This window comes from Paenarthrobacter sp. 10L420, assembly GCF_056395385.1.
Genome location: NZ_JBFTJK010000014.1, coordinates 1 through 26,019 on the forward strand (window position 1 = coordinate 1; position 26,019 = coordinate 26,019).

Annotated in this window: 27 protein-coding genes, 2 tRNA genes and 1 other RNA gene; 19 read left to right on the forward strand and 11 right to left on the reverse strand. The window is 60.5% G+C overall.

The window, feature by feature from the left end; all coding sequences use genetic code 11:
• Positions 1-548 precede the first annotated feature (548 nt).
• The 7 genes from AC1DD5_RS17970 (at position 549) to AC1DD5_RS18000 (ending at position 5,506) form a co-directional block, all read left to right on the forward strand.
• Positions 549-968, forward strand: a complete 420-nt coding sequence (locus AC1DD5_RS17970; protein ID WP_216925434.1) for a DUF3052 domain-containing protein — start codon at positions 549-551, stop codon at positions 966-968.
• Positions 965-1,468: a peroxiredoxin gene (locus tag AC1DD5_RS17975; protein ID WP_442006189.1), complete on the forward strand. Its 504-nt coding sequence runs from the start codon at positions 965-967 to the stop codon at positions 1,466-1,468. The genes AC1DD5_RS17970 and AC1DD5_RS17975 overlap by 4 nt, the downstream gene beginning before the upstream one ends.
• Before the next feature lie 23 nt (positions 1,469-1,491).
• Positions 1,492-2,421, forward strand: a complete 930-nt coding sequence (locus AC1DD5_RS17980) for an NAD-dependent protein deacetylase (protein WP_477522318.1) — start codon at positions 1,492-1,494, stop codon at positions 2,419-2,421.
• A 55-nt stretch (positions 2,422-2,476) separates the two neighbouring features.
• A tRNA-Val gene (locus tag AC1DD5_RS17985) sits at positions 2,477-2,549 on the forward strand.
• Between the two features lie 106 nt (positions 2,550-2,655).
• On the forward strand, positions 2,656-2,946 hold the full coding sequence (locus tag AC1DD5_RS17990) for a hypothetical protein (RefSeq protein WP_477522319.1): 291 nt from the start codon (positions 2,656-2,658) through the stop codon (positions 2,944-2,946).
• 249 nt (positions 2,947-3,195) lie between these two features.
• On the forward strand, positions 3,196-3,990 hold the full coding sequence (locus tag AC1DD5_RS17995; RefSeq protein ID WP_477522320.1) for an IclR family transcriptional regulator: 795 nt from the start codon (positions 3,196-3,198) through the stop codon (positions 3,988-3,990).
• 157 nt (positions 3,991-4,147) lie between these two features.
• Entirely contained in the window at positions 4,148-5,506 is a 1,359-nt protein-coding gene (locus tag AC1DD5_RS18000) for an MFS transporter (protein ID WP_477522321.1), read from the forward strand.
• Positions 5,507-5,619: 113 nt separating this feature from the next.
• On the opposite strand, the gene AC1DD5_RS18005 is transcribed toward AC1DD5_RS18000, so the two are convergent.
• Positions 5,620-6,687, reverse strand: a complete 1,068-nt coding sequence (locus tag AC1DD5_RS18005) for a D-2-hydroxyacid dehydrogenase (RefSeq protein ID WP_477522322.1) — start codon at positions 6,685-6,687, stop codon at positions 5,620-5,622.
• Between the two features lie 85 nt (positions 6,688-6,772).
• On the opposite strand from AC1DD5_RS18005, the gene AC1DD5_RS18010 reads away from it, so the two are divergent.
• From AC1DD5_RS18010 to AC1DD5_RS18020, 3 genes are read left to right on the forward strand one after another with little or no spacing between them, the layout of a single operon-like run.
• Positions 6,773-7,672, forward strand: coding sequence for an NAD(P)-dependent oxidoreductase (locus AC1DD5_RS18010; protein WP_477522323.1), 900 nt, complete (start codon positions 6,773-6,775; stop codon positions 7,670-7,672).
• Between the two features lie 54 nt (positions 7,673-7,726).
• Positions 7,727-8,497, forward strand: coding sequence for an SDR family oxidoreductase (locus AC1DD5_RS18015; protein WP_477522324.1), 771 nt, complete (start codon positions 7,727-7,729; stop codon positions 8,495-8,497).
• Entirely contained in the window at positions 8,497-9,546 is a 1,050-nt protein-coding gene (locus AC1DD5_RS18020) for an L-idonate 5-dehydrogenase (RefSeq protein ID WP_477522325.1), read from the forward strand. Before AC1DD5_RS18015 ends, AC1DD5_RS18020 begins: the two co-directional genes overlap by 1 nt.
• On the opposite strand, the gene AC1DD5_RS18025 is transcribed toward AC1DD5_RS18020, so the two are convergent.
• On the reverse strand, positions 9,543-10,271 hold the full coding sequence (locus AC1DD5_RS18025; RefSeq protein WP_442006180.1) for a FadR/GntR family transcriptional regulator: 729 nt from the start codon (positions 10,269-10,271) through the stop codon (positions 9,543-9,545). The genes AC1DD5_RS18020 and AC1DD5_RS18025 overlap by 4 nt on opposite strands.
• A gap of 253 nt (positions 10,272-10,524) precedes the next feature.
• Here AC1DD5_RS18025 and gndA point away from each other — a divergent pair, with 253 nt between their 5' ends.
• Complete coding sequence (gene gndA / locus AC1DD5_RS18030) at positions 10,525-11,961, forward strand: NADP-dependent phosphogluconate dehydrogenase (protein WP_442018382.1); 1,437 nt, start codon at positions 10,525-10,527, stop codon at positions 11,959-11,961.
• A gap of 112 nt (positions 11,962-12,073) precedes the next feature.
• The gene (locus tag AC1DD5_RS18035) at positions 12,074-12,907 is read left to right on the forward strand and encodes an oxidoreductase (protein WP_477522326.1); all 834 of its coding nucleotides are present in this window, start codon (positions 12,074-12,076) and stop codon (positions 12,905-12,907) included.
• Here the strand turns inward: AC1DD5_RS18035 and epsC are convergent.
• From epsC to msrA, 3 genes are all read right to left on the reverse strand, one after another.
• Entirely contained in the window at positions 12,904-13,488 is a 585-nt protein-coding gene (gene epsC, locus AC1DD5_RS18040; protein ID WP_223933212.1) for a serine O-acetyltransferase EpsC, read from the reverse strand. The genes AC1DD5_RS18035 and epsC overlap by 4 nt on opposite strands.
• Positions 13,489-13,529: 41 nt before the next feature.
• The gene (cysK, locus tag AC1DD5_RS18045) at positions 13,530-14,465 is read right to left on the reverse strand and encodes a cysteine synthase A (RefSeq protein ID WP_442006176.1); all 936 of its coding nucleotides are present in this window, start codon (positions 14,463-14,465) and stop codon (positions 13,530-13,532) included.
• A 66-nt stretch (positions 14,466-14,531) separates the two neighbouring features.
• Positions 14,532-15,056: a peptide-methionine (S)-S-oxide reductase MsrA gene (msrA, locus tag AC1DD5_RS18050; RefSeq protein ID WP_216925449.1), complete on the reverse strand. Its 525-nt coding sequence runs from the start codon at positions 15,054-15,056 to the stop codon at positions 14,532-14,534.
• Positions 15,057-15,180: 124 nt separating this feature from the next.
• On the opposite strand from msrA, the gene AC1DD5_RS18055 reads away from it, so the two are divergent.
• Positions 15,181-16,092, forward strand: a complete 912-nt coding sequence (locus tag AC1DD5_RS18055) for a Nif3-like dinuclear metal center hexameric protein (protein ID WP_477522327.1) — start codon at positions 15,181-15,183, stop codon at positions 16,090-16,092.
• A gap of 90 nt (positions 16,093-16,182) precedes the next feature.
• Entirely contained in the window at positions 16,183-16,920 is a 738-nt protein-coding gene (locus AC1DD5_RS18060; RefSeq protein ID WP_442006173.1) for a zinc ribbon domain-containing protein, read from the forward strand.
• A 9-nt stretch (positions 16,921-16,929) separates the two neighbouring features.
• Here the strand turns inward: AC1DD5_RS18060 and AC1DD5_RS18065 are convergent, their stop codons facing one another.
• Positions 16,930-17,694 (reverse strand): YaaA family protein, encoded by a 765-nt coding sequence (locus tag AC1DD5_RS18065; protein WP_477522328.1) that lies wholly within the window; start codon positions 17,692-17,694, stop codon positions 16,930-16,932.
• A gap of 57 nt (positions 17,695-17,751) precedes the next feature.
• On the opposite strand from AC1DD5_RS18065, the gene rnpB reads away from it, so the two are divergent.
• The 4 genes from rnpB (at position 17,752) to AC1DD5_RS18085 (ending at position 21,119) form a co-directional block, all read left to right on the forward strand.
• Positions 17,752-18,143: RNase P RNA component class A (gene rnpB / locus AC1DD5_RS18070), an RNA gene on the forward strand.
• A 284-nt stretch (positions 18,144-18,427) separates the two neighbouring features.
• Positions 18,428-19,915: a glyceraldehyde-3-phosphate dehydrogenase gene (locus tag AC1DD5_RS18075; RefSeq protein ID WP_442006171.1), complete on the forward strand. Its 1,488-nt coding sequence runs from the start codon at positions 18,428-18,430 to the stop codon at positions 19,913-19,915.
• A gap of 71 nt (positions 19,916-19,986) precedes the next feature.
• Positions 19,987-20,196 carry a hypothetical protein gene (locus AC1DD5_RS18080; RefSeq protein ID WP_224090731.1) on the forward strand — a complete coding sequence of 70 codons (210 nt, stop codon included), beginning with the start codon at positions 19,987-19,989 and terminating at the stop codon, positions 20,194-20,196.
• 122 nt (positions 20,197-20,318) lie between these two features.
• Entirely contained in the window at positions 20,319-21,119 is an 801-nt protein-coding gene (locus tag AC1DD5_RS18085; protein WP_477522329.1) for an HNH endonuclease family protein, read from the forward strand.
• Here the strand turns inward: AC1DD5_RS18085 and AC1DD5_RS18090 are convergent.
• The 4 genes from AC1DD5_RS18090 to orn form a co-directional block, all read right to left on the reverse strand.
• Positions 21,104-21,943: an acyltransferase domain-containing protein gene (locus AC1DD5_RS18090; protein ID WP_477522330.1), complete on the reverse strand. Its 840-nt coding sequence runs from the start codon at positions 21,941-21,943 to the stop codon at positions 21,104-21,106. The two genes, AC1DD5_RS18085 and AC1DD5_RS18090, sit on opposite strands and share 16 nt — an antisense overlap.
• Positions 21,944-21,947: 4 nt before the next feature.
• On the reverse strand, positions 21,948-22,520 hold the full coding sequence (def, locus tag AC1DD5_RS18095) for a peptide deformylase (protein WP_477522331.1): 573 nt from the start codon (positions 22,518-22,520) through the stop codon (positions 21,948-21,950).
• A 136-nt stretch (positions 22,521-22,656) separates the two neighbouring features.
• Positions 22,657-22,729 (reverse strand) — tRNA-His (locus AC1DD5_RS18100).
• A 132-nt stretch (positions 22,730-22,861) separates the two neighbouring features.
• Positions 22,862-23,497 (reverse strand): oligoribonuclease, encoded by a 636-nt coding sequence (gene orn / locus AC1DD5_RS18105; RefSeq protein WP_224090726.1) that lies wholly within the window; start codon positions 23,495-23,497, stop codon positions 22,862-22,864.
• Positions 23,498-23,646: 149 nt separating this feature from the next.
• On the opposite strand from orn, the gene mptB reads away from it, so the two are divergent.
• Positions 23,647-25,203 carry a polyprenol phosphomannose-dependent alpha 1,6 mannosyltransferase MptB gene (gene mptB, locus AC1DD5_RS18110; RefSeq protein ID WP_477522332.1) on the forward strand — a complete coding sequence of 519 codons (1,557 nt, stop codon included), beginning with the start codon at positions 23,647-23,649 and terminating at the stop codon, positions 25,201-25,203.
• A 39-nt stretch (positions 25,204-25,242) separates the two neighbouring features.
• On the opposite strand, the gene AC1DD5_RS18115 is transcribed toward mptB, so the two are convergent.
• On the reverse strand, positions 25,243-25,929 hold the full coding sequence (locus AC1DD5_RS18115; protein ID WP_477522333.1) for a DNA alkylation repair protein: 687 nt from the start codon (positions 25,927-25,929) through the stop codon (positions 25,243-25,245).
• Between the last annotated feature and the right edge of the window lie 90 nt (positions 25,930-26,019).

A 26,019-nucleotide genomic window follows, 5' to 3' on the forward strand; every position in this document is an offset into this window, starting at 1 on the left:
TACTGGGCACGCTCCGTGCCCTGCTCCGCGATCAACGCATCAAGGGACTCAATCCACTCCGCGGTCTCTTCCGGATCACGATCAGGCAGCTGGGCAGTCAACCCGCTGAGGATGTGTGAGGTCTCTTCTCCTGCAGCCACGTCCAACCTTCCTTTAGGCGCATGCATCGGCGCCTCAGGTCTGGCAGGGTAACTGCCCGTCATGAACGCGTCGTGTGCGACATCTCGGTTTCAACAGCCCGGTCGGATGCGCCGGGCAGGTCTTGTGAGCGCATGGCTGCCCAGTAGAATTCCTCGGGGCGATCGCCCTGCAGCCAAAGCGCTCATGGCCACTCTAGCTTTGACAGCGCTGGGATGCGTAGCCGTGGGGCTTCAGGGGCGTTGTATGTCACATCTTGGTGCTCTCCGTGACGGATGCCACGTGATTGTCACAGCTTCGAAACACCCTAGGTAGTGCGGAATATGCGTCATCGCAGGGACAATGGCTTGAAGCACACGCCCAAAGGGTGTTGGCTGTTAGTAATGGAAGTCACTTCAAAAGGAGGAAACGTGAGCGAGGCCGACGCCGCCACATCGGTAAATGTGGCGGAAAGATTGGGTTTCAAAGACGGGGATCTGATTCAGGAACGCGGCTACGACGACGACGTCGATTTCGACTTGCGTGACGACATTGAAGATGTCACGGGCTCTGAGCTGTTGGATGAAGATGATCATGACGTCGTAGACGCTGTTATTTGCTGGTGGCGGGACGGCGATGGTGACCTGGTCGATGCTCTGATGGATTCGCTCACCACCTTGAAAGAGGGCGGCGTGGTGTGGGTTCTGACACCCAAATCCGGCCGCGACAACTACGTCTCTCCGGCGGACATCCAGGACGCGGCGCCTACGTCCGGGCTGCACCTGACCACTTCTGCCGGGGTATCCAAGGACTGGAGCGCCACCCGCTTGGTGCCGAAGAAGAACAAGTGACGGAAGTCCAGCAAGCCCCGGCCCCCGTGCTCGTTCCCGGGATCGGGGAGGTAGCGCCTGACTTTGAGCTGCTGAATCAATATGGCGAGCCGGTCCGTTTATCGGATTTCAGGGGTCGCAACGTTGTGGTGGTGTTCTATCCGTTCGCTTTCTCCGGCATCTGCACGGGAGAACTGTGTGAGATTCGCGACAATATCGGCGCCTTCGAAGACTCGAACGCCACGGTCCTTGCGATCTCCGTAGACAGCAAATTTGCCTTGCGCGCGTACGCGGAGCAGGAACGCTACGAGTTCGATCTTTTGGCTGATTTCTGGCCACATGGTGCTGTGGCACAGGCTTACGGTGTCTTTGATGCCCGGAGCGGGATGGCTCTTAGGGGAACGTTCATCATTGATGCCGAAGGATTGATCCGGTACGTGGTGGTCAATCCGCGGGGACAGGCGAGGGACCTCGCAGGCTACCGCCAGGCGCTCTCTGAATTGAGAGTGCAGCAGGGGTGAACCAAGTGCGGCCCGGTGTTGGTATGACCGGCTTCGCCAGCATGGAGCCGGCCATCGCTGCCACCTTGGAGGCCGGGGAAGAGGCGGCCTTGAAGGAAGCCCTGGACATCCTTGGCGGCAAGCGGCTGGCTATTCTCACTGGGGCCGGGCTCAGCACCGATTCGGGTATTCCGGACTACCGGGGACCTGGTTCGGCGCCACGGAGCCCCATGACCTATCAGGAATTCATCGGCAGTGCTGCCAATCGACGGCGGTATTGGGCCCGGAACCATATCGGCTGGTCCCACCTGCGGCACGCTGATCCAAATGCCGGTCATCTCGCCGTCGCCCTCATGGAACGGCGAGGTCTGCTGACCGGCCTCATCACCCAAAACGTCGACAGGCTCCACGAGGACGCCGGGAGCACCAATGTAGTGGATCTGCATGGGCGCTTTGATCAGGTGATTTGCCCTGAGAACGGACACATTTTTTCCAGAAAGCTGCTCGCAGCCATCCTTGAGGAGCTGAATCCGGGGTTCGTCGCAGCCGCGCTTGAGGCGGGGGCGGTGGAGATGGCACCAGACGCCGATGCCACCGTGGAAGATCCCGAACTTATACAGTCATTCGTGGTGGCAGTTTGTCCTGTCTGCGGCGGCACGCTGAAGCCTGACTTCGTCTACTTTGGCGAAAATGTTCCCAAAACCCGCGTCGAACGGGCATATGCCATGGTGGACGCAGCCGAAGCTCTCTTGGTTGCCGGCTCCTCGCTCACGGTGATGAGTGGGTTGAGGTTCGTCCGCCATGCGGCGAAGGCAGGCAAGCCGGTGGTCATCATCAACAGGGGATCCACTCGAGGTGACGAATTTGCCGCCCTGAAACTTGAAGTGGGAGTGAGCGGTGCCCTGGATTATCTCGCGCGGAATTTGCCTGGCCTTCCTGTAGCGAGGGACTCGATTGGTGTTTCGCCCGAATGATCATGTAGAGTCATTGTTCGTTGGTTGAAGCGCTAAGGCACTGAAACTGAACTTTGGGTCTTTAGCTCAGCTGGTAGAGCGCCACGTTTACACCGTGGATGTCATCGGTTCGATCCCGGTAGGACCCACAAAGAAACCCCGTCATTCTGGACCGCAAGGTTCGAGAATGGCGGGGTTTTCCTTTCCCCTGGAAGCACCCGAAAAAAGTCAGTGCCCACGCCTAGTGTCTGGCTCATGGAACAGGTATACATCCTCACTTCAGCGGGCGGTACGGCAACTACGGTTGTCCGGGGCGGTCGGAACTGGCAGATTGCCGAAGAACCATTCCGATGGTTCGAGAGGGTGCCGTGGTGGGAGAGCGCCAAGCGCATGCCCCGCGGGCAGGGCCGCGTGGATGTTGAGGTGTTGCAAGTCCAGGTGCGGCTGGGAAGCAACGCCATGTCCAGCCTGGCAACCTGGGAACTCGTGCGGGACGGAAGCGGTGGGGGCTGGTACCTGCGTGGCGAAGAGCGGGTGGCGGCATAGGATTCGGGCCGGGAAATGGATGAGCTCTCCACCGCGACTATTGGGGGATGCCGCGGTGGAGAGCTCGAAAATGAATATACAGCGAACTTTTCGGTTTGGAAAGTAAAGCCCTCCTTAAGGCCTTGTGTGTCGACAAAGTCGCCTTTCGCCCCGGCAGGACGGCAAGCAGTCACACTATGATGGGTAGTGTTCAGCTGAATGAACAGCCGCTGGACGGCGACGTCCGGTTTGATATGACGAAGGAGAATCATGGCCGATTCCCGCATTATCCGCTCCGAGGGACTGGGCGCTTCATCGCCGGCGCCTGCGGTGACCCGCGCCGCGGCCGTTCTGGAAGCATTGGCAGAATCGCCGTCGGGCCGCCTCACCCTGAGTGATCTGTCCAGGGAGTTGGGAATCCCTAAATCTTCCACGTCCAATCTGCTGCTGGCGCTCGAGGAGGCGCGGCTTATTACCAGGCAGGGCGCGGACTTTGGCTTGGGTCGAAAGCTCGTGGAGCTGGGCGCCGCCTACTTGAGCCGGTTGGACGAAGTGCAGGAGTTCTATAAGTACTGTGAACAAGCGCCCACCCTGTCCGGAGAAACTGTCCGCATTGCCATGTTGGACGGGGACCATGTCATTTACCTTGCGCGCTATGAAGGTCATCCTGCAGTTCGGTTGACCTCCAACATAGGCGACAAGATGCCAGTCTCCCTCTGCAGTGTAGGAAAGGCGCTCCTGGCGCAGTTGCACGATCACGACATCGATGCCATGTTCCCGGATGGCATGGAACTTCCGGTCATGACTCCGAACTCGCTGCGCAGGGCAGAGGAACTGAAGGCGCAGATTGCCACGATCCGCACGCAGGGATTTGCCTTTGAGGACGAAGAATCAACGGTAGGCGTGGTGTGCCTTGCCGTTCCCGTGCCCACCCATGGAGCACATGGTCCAAGCCTGGGGCTTTCTGTTACTGCATTGAAGGCTACTTATTCCGAGGAACAGGGCGCCCTCATGGTCAAGGAACTCAAGGAGCTCGCGCGTTCACTGGGGAATCCGATGGGTTGATGCCGTGCTGCCCGTCACAATCGCCGGTTTTGAATAAATCTGATTTCAACCTTGGCAGTGCGTTCAGCAAGCTGTACGCTGTTCATCATAGTGATCTTGGCGGTGATGCCATCACTATCTCGCCGGGCCAACGGGGGCCCGGGGTGATTTTGAGGGAGTGCTTGTGACAACTCGTACTAATGCAAAGCTCGCAGCTGAGGCTGACGATGCAGTGGTTGAGCCGGAACAGCTTCGCAGGGCGACGCTGGCCAGCTCCGTGGGTTCTGCCCTGGAGTACTACGATTTCTACATTTACGGCCTGGCCTCGGCCCTGATCTTTGGGCCCTTGTTCTTCAAACCCTTGGGTGAGAGTGGGGCTTTGATCGCATCCTTTGCCACCTATGGCGTGGGATTTGCGGCCAGGCCCTTCGGCGGTATTTTCTTCGGATTTATCGGAGACAGGTTTGGCCGCAAAATAGTCCTGTTGCTGACAATTGGCATGATGGGACTCGCAAGCTTTGCCATCGGCCTGCTGCCCACCTTCGAGCAAGCCGGAATGCTCGGCGCCGTACTCCTGGTGACGTTGCGCATCATGCAGGGCTTGGGTGCCGGAGCGGAACAGGCTGGAGCCACAACCCTGATATCAGAAGTGGCTCCGCCGAAGCGTCGCGGATACTTCGCGTCGCTGCCATTCGTGGGCATTCAGCTCGGCACGCTCCTGGGCGCCGGAACTTTCGCACTATTGCAGCTGGCGGATAAGGATGCTTTCGAGGCGTGGCTCTGGAGGGTGCCGTTCCTTGCCAGCTTTGTCCTGATCATCGTTGCCGTCTTCATTCGCCTGAGGTTGAAGGAAACCCCGGTATTTCAGGAATTGGAGAAGCATAAGAATGTGGTCAAGAACCCTGTCGGTCAACTTTGGAAGCACTCCAGAAGGAACGTGCTGGTTGGTATAGGACTCCGGATGGGAGAGAACGGTAATTCGTCCATCTATTCGGCCCTGCTGATCTCCTTCATGTCGGTCAAGGAAGGTGTCTTCCCTGGAGACAAATTCATTGGCCCTGTGGGACTCCTGATTGCCGCTGGATTCGCGGCCGTTATGGTGGTCACCTTCGGTGCGCTGTCCGACCGCTTTGGTCGGGTACGGGTTTACCGGTACGGCGCGTTGTTCCAGGCGGTCTTTGCCATCCCCGCCTTCTACCTGGTGACCCTCGGAAACGTGACTCTCGTATGGGCTGTCATGGTGGTTGGTATCGCACTGGGCGTCCAGTCCATGCTGGGTCCGCAGTGCCCATTGCTACCTGAACTGTTTGGTTCCCAGTATCGCTTCACCGGTGTTGCACTGAGCCGCGAAATCTCTGCTGTGCTGGCGGGTGGCCTCGTGCCCCTGCTCGGCGCCATCCTTCTGGCGGCTACGCATAACTCCTGGGTAGTACTGGCGGTTTACTCGCTCGTCTTGGCGCTGATTTCCTTCATTACGACGTTCTTCACGCCTGAAACAGCTGGACGGGACCTTCTTTCCCTTGAGGACGCGAAGTAGCCCACCGGCAGCTTCGAGGCATTGCGCAGAAAACATTGACGCAAAAAGGCTCCGACCCCTTGGGGTGGGAGCCTTTTGCATCAGAGCTTGATCGGGCCTGGTAAAAATCGGGCCTAGTAGAAGTGGACCGGATCCACCAGATGGGGAAGGTCGCCACCGTCCAGGAAAGTACGGAGATTGCTGCAGAAGCGTTCCGCGATGAGGCGGTTTTCGGCTGTGCTCAGTGCGGACGTGTGTGGCGATACCAGAACCTTGGGGTGGTTCCACAGGGGACTATCCTGCGGGAGCGGCTCGACGGCAAAGACGTCCAGGCAAGCATAGGCAACCTGCCCGTTGTTGAGGGCTTCAAGAAGGGCATCCTCGTCCACCACTGTGCCACGGCCAACGTTGACGAACACGGTACCCGGCTGCATGGCGGAGAAGATGTCAGTGCTGAACAGCTTCTCAGTGTACGGAGTGCCGGGGAGTGTGTTCACCACGGCATCAGCGTCGGCAACCAGATCCGCAAGGCCGTCATTGTTAGTGACCTCGTCGATGCCTTCAATGGCCTCGACGTTGCGTTTGGTGCCGCTGACCCTCATCCCCAGAGCACGGGCAATACGTGCGGTTTCCATGCCGATCTCGCCAAGCCCGGCAATGACCACCTTGGATCCGTTGGCCAACTTGGTGGGTGTTCGCAACTCGGGCCAAACCTTGGCCGCTTGGTCCTGGGCCATTTCGGCGCTGCGCTTGAAGCCGTTAAGGATGCCAAAGGCGGAGAATTCCGCGAGCGGCAACGCGTGGACCCCTGCTGAAGTAGTAACCCGGAATTTTCGGAGAGTCTCAGTATCCAGCCCCGAAGCCTTAACAGCTCCGCCGGCCCCTGCGGCCATGGCGTGAATCCATTGAAGGTGCGGATTGCTCCGGGCAATCCGGGCAAGCCCAGCCGGACTTTCGTTAGGGAAGCCGTACAGAACCTGAGCCCGGTTGAGCATGGTCCAGTAGCGTTCTTCCTGCTCCGGGGTCCGCTTGAAATCCGGGTCCCCGCTGTGGTCTGCAGGGAAACGCTCAGGCGGAAGGAGGTCTGGTTCGTACAGGACCGTTAGGGAAGGATCTACGGCGCGGATGCGCTCCACATGCTCAACTTCGAGCGGCACAGCGATCGCGATGGTAAGTTCATCAGTCGTCATAGTGTTCATCATACTGAATGGAGGCTAGGATATTGAACAGTTGATTTTGATTGGGACAAACTTTTGATGGACACAAAGAAGTGAGGTTCTTCACGACATGACCAGCAAACGTGTGGGTTTCGTAGGCTTGGGACTCATGGGAGCTCCCATGGCGGCCAACATCGCTGAAGCAGGATGGGTTGTCAAGGCGTGGAACCGTTCCGAGGCTGTTTTTGAAGGCCTTGCCGGCATCAGCCGGGTGGGGACCGTTGCCCAACTCCGGGACGAACCGGCGATCGTTTTCATGCTCCCCGATTTGCCCTTCATTGAATCTGCAGCAGAAGGCTTGCTCGATGCGTGGGGGTCGGAACCGCCCCAGCCGGGGACCGCCGTCGTTATTATGAGCAGCGTTTCTCCAACGGATGTCCGCCAGTTCGGCGAACGAGTCCATCAGGCCAGCGACGGAAATGCCGTAGTGATTGACGCGCCAGTGAGTGGCGGCACTATAGGCGCCGAAAGCGGAACTTTGGCCATTATGGCAGGAGCGTCCGAAGCGGACTTTGAACGGCTTCTGCCACTCTTTGAAACCATGGGAACAACGGTGCGCCGGATGGGCCCACTGGGATCGGGCTCGCTCGCCAAGGCCTGCAATCAACTGATCGTCGGAACCACGACGGCGGCACTTGCCGAGGCTGCTGAGCTTGCCGTGCGCTCCGGTATGGATGTTGCCGCGCTGTATGAAGTCCTCGCAGGAGGGTTGGCCGGAAGCCGGGTGTTGGACGTCGTCGGGCCACGCTTGGCAGCAAAGGACTATGCGCCCACCGGACCAGCCAAATTCATGCACAAGGATCTTGCCTTCGTGGTCCAAAGCGCCGAAGCTGTGGGCTCCCCGGTACCTATGGCCTCTGCGGCGATCCAGCTCTACGGCGAGCTCAAACGTCAAGGACTTGGCGATCAGGACCTCGCCGTCGTTCGCCAGGCGATTGCCAATCTTTCCCTCTCCACGGCTGACAACTAACTGCCGGCCCTGACCAACAAACTTGTCCAGACAAGAAGGAATGCAAAAAGAAACATGAGTGGACTATTTGATCTGAGTGGACGCGTCGCGTTGGTGACGGGTTCGAGCCGGGGGATTGGCAACGCCCTGGCCCGGGGCCTCGCCGACGCCGGAGCAACTGTAGTGCTCAACGGCATCACCACGGGGCGGCTTGAAGCGGCCCATCAGGCCATGGCTGCTGACTATCCTGCGGGAAGGGTCCACAGCCGGGCGTTTGATGTGACGGATGCGGCTTCAGCTGCTGACGGTGTGGCGTGGATCGAGGCCAACGTTGGCCCGTTGGAGATCCTAGTCAACAACGCAGGTATCCAGCACCGTGTTCCCATGCTTGACCTGGATGTGAAGGACTGGGACCGGGTGATCAGCACGGATCTGACCAGCGCGTTCCTGGTGGGCCGGGAAGCGGCGCGGCATATGATTCCCCGGGGCCGGGGGAAGATCATCAACATCTGCTCGGTCCAGACCGACCTTGCCCGGCCGACGATTGCCCCGTATGTGGCGGCCAAGGGCGGGCTGCGTAACCTGACCCGGGCGATGACGGCTGAATGGGCCGGTTCCGGGTTGCAGATCAACGGCATCGCCCCGGGGTACATCCATACGGAAATGACACAGAACCTGGTCGATGACGAAGCGTTCAACACCTGGATCCTCGGCCGGACACCGGCCCACCGGTGGGGCACGGTCGCTGACCTGGCCGGGCCTGTTGTGTGGCTTGCGTCCCAGGGGTCCAATTTCGTCAATGGCCAGACGATCTTCGTCGATGGCGGAATGACGGTGGTGGTCTGATGGGCATCACCCTCCCGGCCTCCGGCCCCGCGGTCGTCGCCCATGCCAAAGGGGACCTGCGGATCGAAGACATCCCGCTGAAGGCGCCGGCGCCGGATGAGTCGATCGTGGAGATCGCCTACGGCGGGATCTGCGGTTCAGACCTGCACTACTGGCTGCATGGTGCCGCCGGGGAGTCCATCCTGAAGGCCCCGATGGTCCTGGGCCATGAAATTGTCGGCGTCGTCATCGAGCAGGCAGCCGAGGGCAGCGGCCCTGTGACCGGCACTCCAGTAGCCGTGCACCCGGCCACACCGGGCCCGGGCGCGGCACGCTACCCGGCAGAGCGGCCCAACCTTTCCCCGGGCTGCACGTACCTGGGCAGCGCGGCACGCTACCCGCACACCGACGGCGCTTTCAGCCGCTACGCCACCCTTCCCTCGCGGATGCTCCGTGCCCTGCCGGAAACCCTGGATCTGCGGACCGCGGCATTGGTGGAACCGGCCAGCGTGGCCTGGCATGCCGTCGCCCGGGCCGGTGACGTCGCGGGAAAGACTGCCATGGTGATCGGTAGCGGCCCGATCGGTGCCCTCGCTGTCGCTGTCCTCAAGCGCGCCGGCGCTGCCCGGATCGTCGCCGTAGATATGCATGACAAGCCCTTGGAGATCGCACGCGCCGTGGGTGCCGATGCCGTCTTGAAGGGCGACGACGCCGAGGCCATCGCGTCTGTGGAGGCCGACGTCGTCATCGAGTCTTCCGGCAGCCACCACGGCCTTGCCTCGGCCATCAAGGGAGCCACTCGCGGCGGCAAAGTGGTGATGGTGGGGCTGCTGCCCTCGGGCCCGCAGCCGGTCTTCATCTCCCTGGCCATCACCCGGGAACTGGAACTGCTGGGATCCTTCCGGTTCAACGGCGAAATCGACGACGTCATCGCAGCGTTGGCCGACGGATCCTTGTTCGTGGACCCCGTGGTAACGCACGAGTTCGAACTCGCGCATGGCCTCGAGGCATTCGAAGTTGCCAGGAACTCAGCCGAGTCCGGCAAAGTCCTGCTGAACTTCCAGACTTAGTTTTTCGCCACGGGTACGAACACGCGGGGCTGGTCATTCCAGCTGGGCGCCAGCTCCGCGATCGTTTGGCGCATAATTTTTCCGGCCGCATCTTTGGCCTGCTGACCGTCGCCGGCGTCGATCGCGTGGGCGACGTCAATGTGCCACTGCAGCGCCTGCTTCTGCGGGTGCTCAGGCATGAGTCCGTGCACTGTGCGTCCCGTCAGGGTCTCTGTCACCTGGCCAATCAGGTTGGCAAACATTTCGTTTCCGGAGCCGGACAGCACCAGCGCGTGGAACCGGATATCGAGGTCAAGGAACCGTGGCATGTCTCCGGCGTCGCCGGCTTCCTTCATGGCCAGCGAAATATCCACGAGTTCCCGGCGCAGCGTTTCCGGAGCGTTTCCAGCTGCCAGTTCCGCAGCAACAGGCTCGACGGCGGAACGAAGCTCCGCGAGGGACCTCAGTTGGGCGCCACGGCCCTCGCCAGCCAATCGCCAACGAATGACCAACGGATCAAAGGGATTCCAACGATGGGCGGGGAGGACGCGGATTCCGACACGCTTGATCGTCTCCACCAAGCCCAGCGACTGCAGGACGCGGACGGCCTCCCGGACCACCGAGCGAGAAACGTTGAGCTCGTCTTCCAGATGTTCGGCCAGCATGACATGGCCGGTGGGAAGGGCGCCGCCCACAATCCGGGTTCCCAGGTGCTCTACGGCGCGGTGGTGGAGGCTGGTTGACATAGACGTAAGCATAGTGGGGGGAAGACATTCCGCGTGTAGCATCCGGTGTCGTGCTGCACGCGTGGGAGGCTGCGGAAGTCACGCACATCATAGACTGTTTATGACGTGGCGCCGTTCCACAACGTGGGCGCCACTTTCCTGCTCATGGCTTAAATACGTATGGTTTATTACAGCCCCTGGTTTTGAAATCGCTTCCTGCGTGCCCCCAGGGGGGTAGGTGGGACTGTTTGCACACGATCGAATTGGAGTTTTGATGTCAGCACACATCGGTGTCACCGGCCTTGCGGTGATGGGCGCCAACCTGGCCCGCAACCTGGCCCGCAACGGCTTCACCGTGGCTCTCCACAACCGCTCCGTGGAAAAGACCGACGCCCTGCTGGAAAAGCACGGCACGGACGGCGATTTCATCCGCACGGAAACGCTGCAGGAACTCGTTGATTCCCTTGAAAAGCCCCGCCGTGTCCTGATCATGGTCAAGGCAGGCGCTCCCGTGGACAACGTCATCGAGCAGCTCGAGCCGCTGCTCGAGGCCGGCGACATCATCATCGATGCCGGTAACTCGCACTACGAGGACACCCGCCGCCGCGAAGCCGCGCTGGCCAAGAAGGACCTCCACTTTGTAGGCGTCGGTGTTTCCGGTGGCGAAGAAGGCGCGTTGAACGGTCCTTCGATCATGCCCGGCGGCTCCCGTGAGTCCTACGACGCCCTTGGGCCGCTGTTGGAGAAGATTGCCGCAAAGGTCGACGGCGAACCGTGCTGCGCTTGGATCGGCACCGACGGTGCCGGCCACTTCGTGAAGATGGTCCACAACGGCATCGAATACGCCGACATGCAGGTCATCGGTGAAGCATTCGATCTCCTCCGCTCCGGTGCCGGCATTGAGCCGGCTGAGCAGTCCAAGATTTTCGCTGAGTGGAACAAGGGCGATCTGTCCTCCTTCCTGATCGAAATCTCCGCCGAAGTCCTGGGCCACGTTGACGCCAAGACCGGCAAGCCGTTCGTTGACGTCGTCGTGGATGCCGCAGGCCAGAAGGGAACCGGACGTTGGACGGTCATCTCCGCCCTGGAACTCGGCTCTCCGGTGTCCGGCATTGCCGAGTCAGTGTTTGCCCGTGCACTGTCTTCCCAGGCAGAGCAGCGCAAGCTTGGCCAGGAACTCCTTGCCGGTGAGGAAGCCGCCGTCGAGATCCCCGAGACGTTCGTTGAGGACGTCCGCCAGGCACTGTACGCCTCCAAGCTGGTGTCCTACGCCCAGGGCCTGGACATGCTGACCTCCGCTGCCAAGGAGTATGGCTGGGACCTCAAGCTGGACGAGATCGCCTCGCTGTGGCGTGCTGGCTGCATCATTCGTGCCGAATTGCTCAAGGACATCACCAAGGCTTACGCTGCCGAGGAGAAGCCCGCCAACCTGTTGTTCGCGCCGGCCTTCACCAAGGCCATCGCCGAGGCACTCCCGGCCTGGCGCCGCGTTGTTGCTACCGCCGTCCAGCTGGGCATCCCGGTACCGGTCTTCTCCTCCTCGTTGGCGTACTACGACGGCCTGCGCCGCAAGCGCGTTGCCGCTGCCCTGATCCAGGGCCAGCGCGACCTCTTTGGTGCGCACACCTACGGTCGCGTTGATGCCGAAGGTACGTTCCACACGCTGTGGGGCGAAGACAAGTCCGAAATCTCGGCCGTCGACACCCACTAAGTTCCACCGCAAGGCCGGTTCTTCCCCGATACGCTGGGAGGAGCCGGCCTTTGCCGTGCCGGAACGGGTACTGGGCCATCGCGCGGGTGCCACGAGCCAAGGAGCCAGTGCCATGACCGACCGCATCGCCTTTGTCACTGGAGCATCTACCGGCATTGGTTTCGAGACGGCGCGTGCCCTGAGGTCTGAAGGGTTCGTTGTCTACGCCGGCGCGCGTCGGGTGGAGAAGATGCATCCGCTTAAGGCACAGGGAATCACCGTCATGCACCTGGATGTCACCATCGAGGACTCCATGGCCTCAGCAGTCGCGCTTGTTGAGGCTGCACACGGGCACATAGACGTCCTCGTGAACAACGCCGGGTACGGCTCCTACGGCTCCCTGGAAGAGGTTCCCTTGGCCGAAGGCAGGCGCCAGTTCGAGGTGAACGTGATGGGTCTGGCAAGGATGACTCAACTCGTTATTCCAAGGATGCGGCAAGTGGGTTCTGGTCGGATCATCAACGTCTCCTCCATTGGAGGAAAGATCTATGAGCCCCTGGGCGCTTGGTACCACGGGACAAAATTCGCAGTGGAGGGGATGAGCGATTCTTTGCGGCTCGAGTTAAAGCCGCACGGCATCGATGTCGTCCTTATTGAACCAGCCGGAACGGACACCGAATGGGGCACCATTGCCGGGGAAGGCCTGTTGTCCGCGTCCGGTAGAGGTCCATACAAAGGGCAGGTCCACGTCATGGCAGCAGCCTTGGCGTCAACGTCCGGACAGTTCTTGTCCACACCTCCGAGGGTCGTGGCCAGGGCAATAGTTCGCGCGTCAACGGCAAAACGCCCCAAGACCCGCTACCCGGTGGGTAGGGGAGCCTGGAGCGTCCTGGCCTTACGGAGGGTGCTTCCTGACCGCGTCTTCGACGCCGTCCTCTGGAACTCCTACAAGAGGTTTACCAGCTAGATCCGGTATTCGATGTAGTACTCAGCCGGGTCAACCGCCGGTTTGGTTTCGGATTTCGCGTCGCGGTGCCGCCATGTGGCAGGAATGCCGGTGATGATCGACTCCGGGGGAGCGTTCTTCACCACGACGGCGTTCGCACCAATTGCGCTGTCTGCGCCGATTGTAATGGGACCCAGGACCTTGGCGCCGGCGCCGATGGTCACACGATCCCCGATGGTCGGATGGCGCTTGACCTTGGCAAGGGACCGGCCGCCGAGCGTCACACCGTGGTAGATCATCACGTCCTCGCCGATTTCAGCAGTTTCACCGATAACGACGCCCATGCCGTGGTCGATGAAGAAACGCCGGCCGATGGTTGCGCCGGGATGGATCTCGATGCCCGTCAGGAATCTCGCCAACTGGGAAATCAGGCGGGCGGGAAAGCGAAGGGCCGGGTTTTGCCAGAGCTTGTGGGTCACGCGGTGTGCCCAGATGGCGTGCAGGCCGGAGTAGGCGAAAAAGTTCTCAAAAGAACCTCGAGCCGCCGGGTCATGTGACCGGGCGGCGTCGAGGTCTTCCTTAAGCCTTGCGAAGAAGCTCACAAAGACCTTTCTACAGGAAATGAATGCTTGCGGGCGAAGTGTTAGCCGCGGATATCGTCAAAGAGCACAGTGGAGATGTAACGCTCTCCGAAGTCCGGCACGATCACGACGATCAGCTTGCCCTTGTTCTCGGGACGCTTGGCGACTTCCAGTGCACCCCATACTGCGGCGCCGCCGGAGATGCCGGCGAGTACGCCTTCCTTGGAACCCAAGGCTCGGGCGGTGGCAACCGAGTCTTCAAGGGTAGCGTCGAGGACTTCGTCGTAGACGTTCGTGTCAAGGACCTCCGGAATGAAGTTGGCGCCCAGGCCCTGGATCTTGTGGGGACCGGGGCTGCCGCCATTAAGGATGGGGGAGTCCTTGGGCTCAACGGCAATGATCTGGACTTCGGGCTTGCGCTCCTTAAGGAGCTGCCCGACGCCGGTCACGGTACCGCCGGTACCGATGCCGCCAACAAAGATGTCTACTTCGCCATCTGTGTCAGCCCAGATTTCCTCGGCTGTTGTGTTGCGGTGGATCTCCGGGTTGGCCGGGTTGGCGAACTGCTGAGCCCAGATGGAGTTCTCTGTGTTGGCAACAATTTCCTGCGCCTTTTCAACGGCGCCGCGCATGCCTTCGGAACCGGGAGTCAGTACGATCTCTGCACCGTAAGCGCGAAGCATGACGCGACGTTCCGTGGACATGGTTTCAGGCATGGTCAGGATGACCTTGTAGCCGCGTGCGGCACCAACAAGGGCAAGGGCGATTCCGGTGTTACCGGAGGTGCCTTCCACAATAGTTCCGCCAGGCTTCAGGGCACCGGACTTTTCGGCGGCGTCAATGATGGCCACACCGATACGGTCCTTCACGCTGTTGGCCGGGTTGTAGAACTCAAGCTTGACCGCAACGGTGGCCTCAAGGCCTTCGGTCAGCCGGTTCAAACGGACCAGCGGAGTGCGGCCGACCAGCTGGGTGACGTCGTCGTAGATCCTTGCCATGAAGATTATGCCTATCTCTGAAGAGGGAATGCTGAGGTCAGCCTAACCAGCCGCATCGAAACCCTGCTAAGCAGTTAGCCATGCAGAGTAATATTTCCGCGCTTTGGCCAGTTTTGGATTGATGATGACCTGGCAATAGCCCTGGTACGGGAACTTGGCGTAATAGTTCTGATGGACTTCCTCTGCCTCATAGAACTCGGGTAGCCGGCTTACTTCCGTCACAATCGGATTGGCCCAGAGTGCTTGCGCGCGCTCGATGGCTTCTTCGAAGAGGATCTTTTCCTCCGTCGTGGTGTAGAACATCGACGAACGGTATTGGGTGCCTGTGTCGTAGCCCTGCCGGTTCAACGTGGTGGGGTCGTGCAACGCGAAGAACATGTCAAGAATGACCTCCTCCGGCACCACGGTTTCGTCGAATGTCACCGCAACCACCTCTGCATGACCGGTAGTTCCCGAGCAGACGTCGTAGTAGTCAGGGTTTCGGACATGGCCACCCGTATAGCCGGAGACTACCGAACTGACACCGCGGGTTTTCTGGTACACGGCATCAAGGCACCAGAAGCATCCACCACCAAGTACAAAAGTTTTCATGATCTCTTCAATGGATTGGAGGGCCTGATGATTCCCGCAATACCTTACGGGACAATAACGCCGCTGGGCAGGTACGGCAGCTACCAAAACTGCCCCATCGGGTCCAGTAGGTAAGAATAAGAGTATGGAAGCAGTAGACACCGCCATTTCTGGTGCGGATTCCAGCGACGACGCTGGGACAGTGGAAGCAAGCGGGGACCCGACTCTCGGCCAGGTGTTGCTTGCTGTTGAGGAGCTCTGGCCAGAGTCCTTGGCTGAGGACTGGGACGAGGTAGGCCTCGTCGTTGGGCGCCCCAACACGCCAATCACCAAGATCCTGTTTGCCGTGGACCCTACATTGGCTGTGATCGATGAGGCCATTGAGTGGGGTGCCGGCCTCCTGATTACCCATCATCCCTTGCTGCTCAAAGGCGTGAACTCCGTCGCGGCCACCTCCGCGAAGGGCTTGGCCGTGCACCGGCTGATCGAAGCGGGCACCGGACTCCTGACCGTCCATACCAACGGTGACTCCGCCGTCGGGGGCGTATCGGACGTGTTGGCGGACGCCTTTGGCCTGGAGAATGTTGCTCCACTGACCCCTGCCGCCAATGGATTGCCCGAGGAAGGCATTGGCCGGGTTGGTGACCTTCCTGAGCTCATGACCCTGGGTGATTTCGCTGCCCGGGTCTTTGGGATGCTCCCCGCGGTGGCCGGAGGGGTTCGCGTGGCCGGCGACAAGGACGGTCTGCTGCGGCGCGTCGCCGTCTGTGGTGGTGCGGGCGACAGCTTGTTCGATGCCGTCAGGGCCAGCAATGCAGATGTCTATGTGACAGCAGACATGCGGCACCATCCGGCGTCGGAAGCGCGCGAAGGGGCGGTCAACGGCCGGCCGTACCTCATCGACGTATCACACTTTGCCAGTGAATGGCTGTGGCTGCCCGTAGCCGCGGAAGCGCTCGGCAACGTACTGGGCGATCAGGGCTACGACGTCGAGATCCGCGTGAGCAGCACCAACAGCGATCCTTGGGACTTCATACTCACTCCCGGCGGGGACTAGAGTCTAGAAGATACGGACAATCCCAATAAACACGGGCCGTCCATCCGGAACTGATCCCCAGGGCCGGAAGCGATACAAGCGGAGGTAAGCGTGGCGAAAGCAGCACCGGCAGAACAACTGAAATTGCTTGAACTGCAGGGACTGGATGCCAAGCTCAAATCGTTGGCCGGCCGCCGGAAGGTGCTGGAAACAGATCCGCGGATAGCTGACCTTCAGGATGCACTGAATGTAGCCAATGGTGAACTGGGCGCTGCCAAGATGGCGGTGCACGACGCCGAAGCTGAACTGCGTCGTTCCGAAGCGGACGTGGAGCAGGTCGCGTCCCGCATCGAACGTGACGAAGCCAGGCTCAACAGTGGAACCGGCCTCTCCAAGGACCTGGTGGCGCTTCAGAGTGACATCGCATCCCTTAACAAGCGACGCTCCGACCTTGAGGACGTTGAGCTTGAAATCCTGGAGCGTTTGGACACCCTGCGGGAGCGTCAAGCCGCACAGCAGGCCATCGTGGATGACATCCAGGGTTCATTTGCCGGCATCCGCGCCGAATTGGATGAGGCAATTGCTGAGATCGCAGCCGAGGAAACCGTGGTCCGCGGGCAGCGTGCCGCTTTCGCGGAGGCTCTGGACGCCGGAATGCTCGCAGTTTATGAGAAGACGATTGCCAAGCGTGGCGTCGGGGCTGCCCGGCTGTTCCACGGGAAGTCCGAGGGGTCCGGCATGATGCTCAGCCCCGGTGACCTGGCCGAAGTCAAGGCCGCTGCTGAAGACGACATCGTCTTCTGCCCGGATTCCGGTGTCATCCTGGTCCGTTCGGCGGAGTGGAACTGACAGCTTCAGTCAGCTGGTCAGGATGATATTCAGCGCGTGCGGCTTGCGGGCCGAACCCTCAACCAGTTCCGCGGTCCAAACTTCGCTGGCAGCCTTCAGTAACTGATCCGGAGTTGCTGGAGCCTTCCCGCGCCTGGTCAGCAGGTGCCTGGCAAACTCACCCCGCGTGTGTTTGGCGAAGTGGCTGACCACCGTGCGCTTGCCGTTTGCCTCGTTGAAAACATTCACTGTGACGGTTTGCGCTGCTGGTGGAGCCCACGCCGCTGCATACGTGCTGGAACGGCAATCAACCAGCAATTCTCCTTCAGCCCGTTTGGCGAGGGCCGCATTCAGGTTCGGCTTCCAGAAGGAGGCGAGGCGTCCGACGTCGGGCAGTGCCGTTCCCATGGACAGCCGGTAAGCCGGCACATGGTCACCAAAACCGATGGCACCCCACAGTGCCGAAATCACCAAAATCGATTCGGTTGCCTTGCGGCGTTGAGTCGGCGTCATCGAATTGAAGCCGAGCGCGTCATACAGGACTCCCGAGTAGACCTGGTGGGCCGGCGCCGCCGGTTCCGCGTGCAGCCGGGTATTACGTTCGACGTCGTCCTTCAGCGAGGCGCCGACGCCAAGCAACGCCAAGGCGTCCTCGTGCGCGCTGACGGTGCCCAACGATTCCAGGACCTTGGCGCGGTAGGGGTTGAGTTCCGGAAAGCTGAGCGACTCCCATTCGACGGCGGGGCCTTTTACGGCGGGGGTCTTGCCTTCGGAAGGCGGCAGCAGAATCAGCACCTGACGATATTACCGGTGACCGGGGCAACCCTCGACGCCGGTAGACTGTACGGCGGATGGGTTGACCAGGCGGTCGCGCGTCACGGAAGTGGCTCGAGGAACGTCCGGGCTCCGCAGAGCAGGGTGGTGGGTAACGCCCACTCGGGGTAACCCGCAGGCCAGTGCCACAGAGAACAGACCGCCTTCGCGTGATGGTGCTTGCATCAGCATGCGGCAGGTAAGGGTGAAACGGTGGTGTAAGAGACCACCAGCTCCCTGGGTGACCGGGGAGGCTAGGTAAACCCCACCCGGAGCAAGGCCAGACAGGACACGTTTGAGGGCTGCTCGCCCGAGTGTCCGGGTAGGCTGCTGGAGGGCGTCGGCAACGGCGTTCGTAGATGGATGGCCGCCACTCCTTTGCCGGCAACGGCAAGGGATGACAGAACCCGGCGTATCGGTCAACCCATCCACATTCGCCACTGAGGTCCCGGGCATATGACGTCCATTGTGACTGCCATGTGAGTGATTTCACGCCCCCCGGCACCCAAGAGGACGCCCTTCCGCCTTAGACTTGTTATGAACGTAGATGTTCTGCCGCCGGGACTGCGTTCGCAGCCGGCGGTCTTTTCTTTGCAATCGTTCAAGGCGCTGTGGGTGGACCGAAGCCCGGCCAGTGCCCGTGCCGCAGGATTACTCCGGGCGGCCGCCATCTGCATACGAGGACGTATGTGGTTGACCCAAGGAAGGTAGTTCTGTGAGCCAGACGTCAGATTCTTGTCTTGATAAGTGGATGGGCCGGGAGGCTCTCGCCGAGGCCATGATTCCGGTGATCGGCCGGTTGTACCGGGAAAACAACGTGGTCACGAGCATCCACGGCCGGAGCCTGATCAACAAGTCGACCATGAACATCCTGAAGGCCCACCGCTTTGCGCGCCGGATGAGCAACACCGAGCTGCTGCTCGAAGAAACCGCACCCCTGTTGAACGCTCTTGCTGAGCTGGAACTCGGTGCGGCTGCAATCGACATTGCCCGCCTTACGGAGAAGTTCCGCGTCGAGGGCCACGGCACCTCCTTGGATGAGTTCCTGCGGGCAGAGCTCGCCGAAATCGTCGGAAAGCGTGGCGCTGATGACCGCACCAGTACCGACGTCGTGCTTTATGGCTTTGGACGCATCGGCCGCCTCCTGGCCCGCATCCTGATTGAAAAGGCCGGTGGTGGGCATGGCCTGCGGCTGCGTGCCATCGTTGTCCGCAAGGGCGCCGAGAACGACCTCGTCAAGCGTGCCAGCCTCCTGCGCCGCGACTCCGTACACGGTTCCTTTGAAGGAACCATCCGCGTGGACGAAGAAGCCAACACCATCACTGCCAACGGCGTTCAGGTCCAGGTCATCTACTCCGACAACCCCGCTACCGTGGACTACACCGCCTACGGCATCAAGGATGCCCTGGTAGTGGACAACACCGGACGCTGGCGCGATGCGGAGGGCCTGTCCCAGCACCTGCAGAGCAAGGGTGTTGCGCGTGTCCTGCTGACGGCTCCGGGCAAGGGCGATCTGAAGAACATCGTCCACGGAATCAACCAGTCCGACATCTCCGATGACGACAAGATCGTCACCGCTGCGTCGTGCACAACCAACGCCATTACTCCGGTACTGAAGGCCATCAACGACAAATTCGGTATCATCCACGGCCACGTTGAAACGGTGCACTCGTTCACGAACGACCAAAACCTGATCGACAACTTCCACAAGGGAGACCGCCGCGGCCGTTCGGCAGCCCTGAACATGGTTATCACGGAGACAGGCGCAGCCAAGGCTGTTGCCAAGGCGCTTCCGGAACTTCAGGGCAAGCTCACCGGTAACGCGATCCGCGTACCTACCCCGGATGTGTCCATGGCGATCCTGAACCTCAACCTTGCCAATGGCACCACACGCGATGAGGTCAATGACTACCTCCGCGAAATGTCGCTGCACTCGCCGTTGCGGAAGCAGATCGACTACATCGACTCGCCGGACGTTGTCTCCACCGACTTCGTTGGTTCCCGCCGCGCAGGCATCGTTGATGGTCTGGCCACTATTTCCAACGACAAGAACCTCGTGCTCTACGTTTGGTACGACAACGAATTCGGCTACTCCTGCCAAGTGGTCCGTGTCATGGAGGAAATGGCCGGCGTCAACCCGCCGTCCTTCCCTGCCCGCGACATCGTGGCTCCTATCGCAGTGCTTGAGGCAGCCAACGCCTAAGCCGGGAAGTATTCACGGGTTTCCCGGCTGTGTCACTGGCATCAGCCGGGAAACCTGACCAAAATGGGTTCATGGAAAATGAATCGACTTTGGAACACGAGACAACGCTGGAACACGCGTTGGACGTAGCACGGGCCAACCACAAGCAGGCACAGAAACTGCTGGACCAGGCCATCGCAGCAAACGCCGCGGGGGACGTCAGCGACGAACGCGTCCAGCAATTGCGTACGCTGCTGGAGGTGGCTGCGGAAGACCTGCAACGCGTTATGCGTGAGCAGTAACCCGGGGAAGAACCCCACCACTGCAGTGTGACTTCTCCTACACACTGTGGATATCGGCTCTGACTGTCGGTGCCGTGTCCTACGCTCGAAGGACACCACCCACCCCGACTGGACGGAGCCCCTTGAGTATCACCTGGTCTGCCTACAAACGCGCGCGCAGACGATCACGCCAAGCCTGGGCCATTCTAGGATTAGTGGCCGCCACCCTCGTGGCAGGACTGTCTTGGTTCTTCACCACCGGCCAGTTCAACGCGGCTGAGCCTTGGGTCTCCGGCCCCACTGATGCGCCGGTATTTAACCCGGCTTGGATGAAACCCATTTCCGGCATCGAGGCTGTTCCCGCGGAGAAGGCAAGCGCCGCACTGGAACAGCTGGAAGTCAAGGGGCGGGCATCCCAGGATGACTATGAGCGAACCGCATTCGGCCAGGCCTGGCTGGATGCGGACCGAAACGGATGCGACACCAGGAACGACATCCTGCGCAGGGACCTGTCGTCGGTGGAGTTCACCAGCGGTTCCTCATGCAAGGTTGCCACTGGAGAGTTTCACGAACCGTACACGGGCGCCCATGTGACCTTCCGTCGGGGCCAGGAGACCAGCGCTGATGTTCAGATTGACCACATTGTCGCCCTGGCCGACGCATGGCAGAAGGGTGCCAAGCAATTGACGGTGCAGCAGCGCCAAAGGCTGGCAAATGATCCCTTGAACCTGATTGCAGCTGATGGGCCCGAGAATGTGAAGAAGGGCGCAGGCGACGCCGCCACCTGGCTCCCGCCGAACAAGAACTTCCGGTGTCACTACGTAGCACGGCAGATCTCCGTCAAGGCAGCCTACAAGCTCTGGGTCACACAGGCGGAGAAGGACGCCATGATGCGCGTCCTTTCTTCTTGCCCCGATCAGCAGACCATTTACAGCGTCAGGTGACCGTGTCCCAGTTGCCAGGTACCGCCGTCGTCGATTCTCTCAAGGACTATGCGCTGGAGCGAAGTTTCCCGGGGTAGTTTGTCCAGGTTCTCCAGCCCCCGCTGCCGAAACGTGAAGTACACGGCATCCGTGAGGGCATCGGTGCACCGATCCAACGTGAAACGGCGGGCGAAGGATGCGATGTTGCTGTTTGGAAGCCGCTCAACCAAGTAGGGATCCAACATCCAGGACTCGCACGTGGCCACGGTAACTGGCTTGTCCGGGAAATAGTGGGGAAAAAACGAGCGCGCCTCGTCAAAGCTGGCGTCTACCAGTGCGGGGGAGAGCCCGCCGTCCTCGGGAATGTGGACACCCAGGACCCAATCGGATGCGTATGCCACGTTGCCCTCTGGCCCGTCGCCACGCTCGCTCCGGATCAAATGGAATTGCAACCGGCCGAGCCGGAACAGATTCCCTGCCATATGTAACGTCAGCCAACTCCAGGTGTCAGAGCCGAAATGTCCATGGACGCGGCGGTTGATGCGGAGCTGGAGCCCCACGTCGGCCAGCGTGGCTGCCGACACGTCGGCGCCGATTCCCAACTCCAGATGGTATGCGTGGACCCTGGGTGCGAAGCGGAGCAGGGCTTCGATCCAGACGGTCTCGCCCAGCTCATGGGGAGAAATACTGTCAGCTGGAAAAGTGCCAAGCCGTTGCTGCAGCAGTTCCAATGCGTCCAAGACGTGGCCGCTGGGGTTTCTGTCCAAGAGCGCGGCGCATTCCATGGCGTCCTCGCCGGCAACGTCCAGGAGCTGAAACAGTTCTGCATGGCGTTCTTGGTTCATCGGATCAGTGTCCGAACGGGTCCGGGTCGACGCCAGGCATCCATGTCAATCCGGGAACGCCCCAACCGTTCTTCTTGGCCTGCTTTATGGCCTTCCTGGCATATCGGTCCACAAGGCGGTTGATGTAAAGCTTGCCGTCCAAATGGTCGTACTCGTGTTGCATCACTCGAGCGAACCAGCCCGTAGCTTCGAAGTCCACCGGGTTTCCGTCAGCGTCAAAGCCCTGGACGCGGGCCCACTCAGCGCGCTGTAGAGGATAGTGCTCTCCGGGGAACGACAGGCACCCCTCAATGTGCTCTTCCGGGTCCGGGAGGGCTCCTGAGATCTTTGAGAGGGTCAAGACGGGATTGACCAGAACGCCTTGCTCAGGCGCGTCGTCGTCATTGGCGTACTTATACACAAAGATGCGCTTGCCGACTCCCACCTGGGGTGCGGCGAGGCCCACTCCGTTCGCGGCATCATTGGTTTCGAACATGTCCGCGATGAGTTTTCGGAGCTCGTCATCGAATACTTCAACTTCACTTGCCCGACGGTGCAAAACGGGTTCGCCCCAAATGGTCACAGGGAGGACGGTCATGTCAGCTCTTCCTTAGTCGATCGCTGTGTTCCGGAAGCAACCCGTGGGACTGCAGGCGGGCCAAAACAAAACAAAGGCCGCACCGGATAACCGGTGCGGCCTTTGTGGAAACCGGCTTTTGAGCCAATCTCGGCGGGGTGAGCGACGGGGGTTGAACCCGCGACCTCCTGGACCACAACCAGGCGCTCTGCCAACTGAGCTACGCCCACCATGCGCCTTTTTCGGTAAGTCCGTATGACCGGCATTCCGTGAAGGCAACGACAAATAGCTTACCTGCTGTTTTGGGGTGAAAAGTCCACTTTTGCCGGTTTCGACGAAAAAACCTTCAAAAATGGCACAGATCACATAGTTTCTGTTGAACCCAGAGTCTCAGCAGTGGCTGTGATGTCCTTGGAGATGCGCTGGGCGGTAGCAGTGTCAGGGCCCGGGGCAGGTACAAAAACAGCTTGCCTGTAGTAGCGGAGCTCGTCGATGGAATCCTTGATGTCCCCCAGTGCGCGATGTCCGCCATGCTTGGCCGGCGACTGGAAGTAGGCCCGCGGGAACCAGCGGCGCGAGAGTTCCTTGATGGTACTCACATCGATGACGCGATAGTGGAGGTGCTCCACGATGTTCGGCATGTCCCTGGCCAGGAACATCCTGTCCGTGCCCACCGAGTTGCCTCCCAGGGGGGCCTTGCGGGGGTCCGGAACCCACTTCTCGATGTACTCAAGCACCTGCGCCTCAGCTTCGGCCATCGTCTTGCCGTGGGGGAGTTCGTCAAGGAGTTTGGAGCGGGTGTGCATGTCGCGAACGAAGTCGTTCATTTGCTCCAGCGCTGCGTCGTCGGGCTTGATGACGACGTCCACGCCATCGCCCAGGATGTTGAGCTCGGAGTCCGTCACGAGCGCCGCCACTTCGATCAGGGCGTCGTTCTTGAGGTCCAGGCCGGTCATTTCGCAGTCAATCCAGACGATGCGTTCATTAGTAATAGGCACGCGCCTAGCCTATCCTTCAGGCGGTTCCAAGTGCTCCGATGGTAGGATTTTTGAGCACGGCAGTGTCCTTTCTTCCTGTCGTGGACAGCCCCCAGAGATTCAGATTTCTGTCCCGGAACGCAACGGGCAAACGATTGGATGAAGACCACATGACGGTGCCTGTACCCGCCGCCCAGAAGGCAGGGAAAGAAGCGCCGCCTGCGGATGCTGCTGCCAGCGAAGTGGATAACGCCAGGTCTCCGCTGATCGCCGGTTTCATTGGTTCGATGTTCCTTGTCTTCGGCTCGCTGGGCGTTGGCTGGCTCGCGCCGGTTTCTGAACTTCGCCGGCTTCCGCTTTTCATCTGGATGCGTACCGAAGGTGTGGGCGTCGCGCTGTCCATAGTCCTGCTGGCCGTTGGTGGCATGCTGCTGGTCCGGGCGTGGCTGCGCCTGGGGCAACGTGTCCGGGTCTGGGGACTCCAAGCCCGCAAGGCCACCTTGCAGGCTGTGGTGGCATGGGGACTGCCCATGATGTTCACTGTCCCGCTGTTCAGCAGGGACGTCTACGCCTACATTGGGCAAGGCAGACTCATGGTTGAGGGAATGAATCCCTACGAGAATGGGATTTCCGCCCTCCCGAACTACTTCCAATTGGGTGCTGACAAGATGTGGACGGAAGCGCCCGTTCCCTACGGTCAGTTGTTCCTTTGGATCGAACAATTCGTTGTTTGGGTGACCAACGTCCAGCCTGAGGCTTGCATCATGATGTTCAGGCTGGTGGCAGTTGCGGGCGTCATACTTTGCATCATCTACGTACCCAAGCTGGCAGAACTCCACGGCGTCAATCCGCACCGCGCACTATGGTTGACAGCCGCCAACCCCCTCTTTCTCACCAATTTCATTGCCAGTGTCCATAATGACGCACTCATGATTGGTCTGGCCTTGGCAGGCCTGTACTACTGCGCCACCCGCCGGGTGGTCCTGGGCTTGGTGCTGGTGACACTCTCCATTTCGGTCAAGCCAATTACGGTGGTCTTCCTGCCCTTTATTGGCTTGCTCTGGGCGGGCAAGGGTGCGTCATGGCCGCGCAAGATCCTTTTCTGGTTCCTGACAGCCGCCCTGACCTTCGGCCTCCTGTACGCCATGAGCCTGGTCAACGGATTTGGGTTTGGATGGGTGAAGGGCCTGTCTGCCCCCGGGAGCGTCTGGATCTGGTACGCACCCATCGGCTTGATTGGCCTGGTTGTCGCGTCGATCTTCAACGTCTTTGGACTCGATGGCTGGGGCATGGCCAAGTGGGTTTACGACGCCGGCAAAGTGCTGATGGTGGGAGCCATTGCCTGGCAGGTCTTCCGGGGAGAGCACGATCGCCTCATGCGCCGGCTCACCCTTGCCTTTGCGGCGATCGTCTTGTTGGCCCCGATGATCCAGTCCTGGTACGTGGTGTGGCTGATTCCGTTGTTTGCGGTGACAGGCATACGCAATGACTGGCAGGTAAAGGCGGTCTACTTCGTCGTGTCGTTCTTCATGGTTTACGCCATCTCAGACCAACTGGATGTGTTCCCCTATCTTCAGAGCGAGGATCTCGGCCTTGCCCTGACCTTGGCGCGGAACGCGGCAGCCATCATCGCGCTGCTTTTTGCCGTTTACTTGATCTTCGTTGATCCGAAGACAAAGAGCCTTTTCCGCAAGCGCGACGAGCCGGGCCTGCGCCCGATCATCTGAGGAATCGGGCGAGCGTCTTGAGGGCTCCTGTTCCAATGCTTAAAGCGACGACAGAAGCCGTACCGCCTCACGCGTGGAGAGTGGGCTAAGCGCTGGAGCATTCTCTGCCGCGAATGCCCTGACCCATTCGGGGTTCGTCTTGCTGTACTCCCGCAAGGCCCATCCGATGGCCTTGCGGATGAAGAACTCCTTGTCGGCAAGGTTCGGTTTGATGACAGCCGCCAGCAGTCCCGGGTCCGTAAGGCCCTTGGCTGCCAATTGCGCAGTAATGGACGCCCTTCGGATCCACATGTCCTGGTCCGTGGACCATTGGAGCAATAACGGCGTCATGGTGGACCTGTGGGCAAGCAGGAGGCTGCAGAGACGGTGGGCCACCCCGTCGACGAGGTCCCACCACGCGCCGGTGCGAATTATTTCCTCGTAGACCGGCAGCATGCCAAGGTCTTCCTTGGCCAACGGCAGGCCCGTCAATTCAATGGCTGCATATCGTTCTTCGCGCGCCTGGGCATTCCGCCATAAATCATGAACGGCCTCGCGAAGGCTGGCGGGTGAAGAGATGGGAAACTGCTTCGCTGCCACCTTGACGATCCTGCGAACTTCAGGCACCCGGATACCCCAGGACGGCATGTCCGACTTCATATATGCCTGGGCTCCCCGGGCTCGCTCAGCGTCCCCCGCGGAGCGAAGTGTTGACCGGATGGCCTCAAGTAAGTCCTTGTTCTCCATGCCCCAACTCTATGACCGGCCGTCCTGGGAAGTATCCAGTCGGGAACTCCTCCTTATTCTCCACGCCATGCAGCCACCTGCCCCACGTAG

Coding starts and splice junctions, on each gene's coding strand:
- AC1DD5_RS17980 (WP_477522318.1), top strand. CDS start 1,492: ATGACCGGCTTCGCCAGCATGGAGCCGGCCATCGCTGCCACCTTGGAG.
- AC1DD5_RS17990 (WP_477522319.1), top strand. CDS start 2,656: ATGGAACAGGTATACATCCTCACTTCAGCGGGCGGTACGGCAACTACG.
- AC1DD5_RS17995 (WP_477522320.1), top strand. CDS start 3,196: ATGGCCGATTCCCGCATTATCCGCTCCGAGGGACTGGGCGCTTCATCG.
- AC1DD5_RS18005 (WP_477522322.1), bottom strand. CDS start 6,687: ATGATGAACACTATGACGACTGATGAACTTACCATCGCGATCGCTGTG.
- AC1DD5_RS18010 (WP_477522323.1), top strand. CDS start 6,773: ATGACCAGCAAACGTGTGGGTTTCGTAGGCTTGGGACTCATGGGAGCT.
- AC1DD5_RS18015 (WP_477522324.1), top strand. CDS start 7,727: ATGAGTGGACTATTTGATCTGAGTGGACGCGTCGCGTTGGTGACGGGT.
- AC1DD5_RS18020 (WP_477522325.1), top strand. CDS start 8,497: ATGGGCATCACCCTCCCGGCCTCCGGCCCCGCGGTCGTCGCCCATGCC.
- AC1DD5_RS18025 (WP_442006180.1), bottom strand. CDS start 10,271: ATGTCAACCAGCCTCCACCACCGCGCCGTAGAGCACCTGGGAACCCGG.
- gndA (WP_442018382.1), top strand. CDS start 10,525: ATGTCAGCACACATCGGTGTCACCGGCCTTGCGGTGATGGGCGCCAAC.
- AC1DD5_RS18035 (WP_477522326.1), top strand. CDS start 12,074: ATGACCGACCGCATCGCCTTTGTCACTGGAGCATCTACCGGCATTGGT.
- cysK (WP_442006176.1), bottom strand. CDS start 14,465: ATGGCAAGGATCTACGACGACGTCACCCAGCTGGTCGGCCGCACTCCG.
- msrA (WP_216925449.1), bottom strand. CDS start 15,056: ATGAAAACTTTTGTACTTGGTGGTGGATGCTTCTGGTGCCTTGATGCC.
- AC1DD5_RS18055 (WP_477522327.1), top strand. CDS start 15,181: ATGGAAGCAGTAGACACCGCCATTTCTGGTGCGGATTCCAGCGACGAC.
- AC1DD5_RS18080 (WP_224090731.1), top strand. CDS start 19,987: ATGGAAAATGAATCGACTTTGGAACACGAGACAACGCTGGAACACGCG.
- AC1DD5_RS18090 (WP_477522330.1), bottom strand. CDS start 21,943: ATGAACCAAGAACGCCATGCAGAACTGTTTCAGCTCCTGGACGTTGCC.
- def (WP_477522331.1), bottom strand. CDS start 22,520: ATGACCGTCCTCCCTGTGACCATTTGGGGCGAACCCGTTTTGCACCGT.
- mptB (WP_477522332.1), top strand. CDS start 23,647: ATGACGGTGCCTGTACCCGCCGCCCAGAAGGCAGGGAAAGAAGCGCCG.
- AC1DD5_RS18115 (WP_477522333.1), bottom strand. CDS start 25,929: ATGGAGAACAAGGACTTACTTGAGGCCATCCGGTCAACACTTCGCTCC.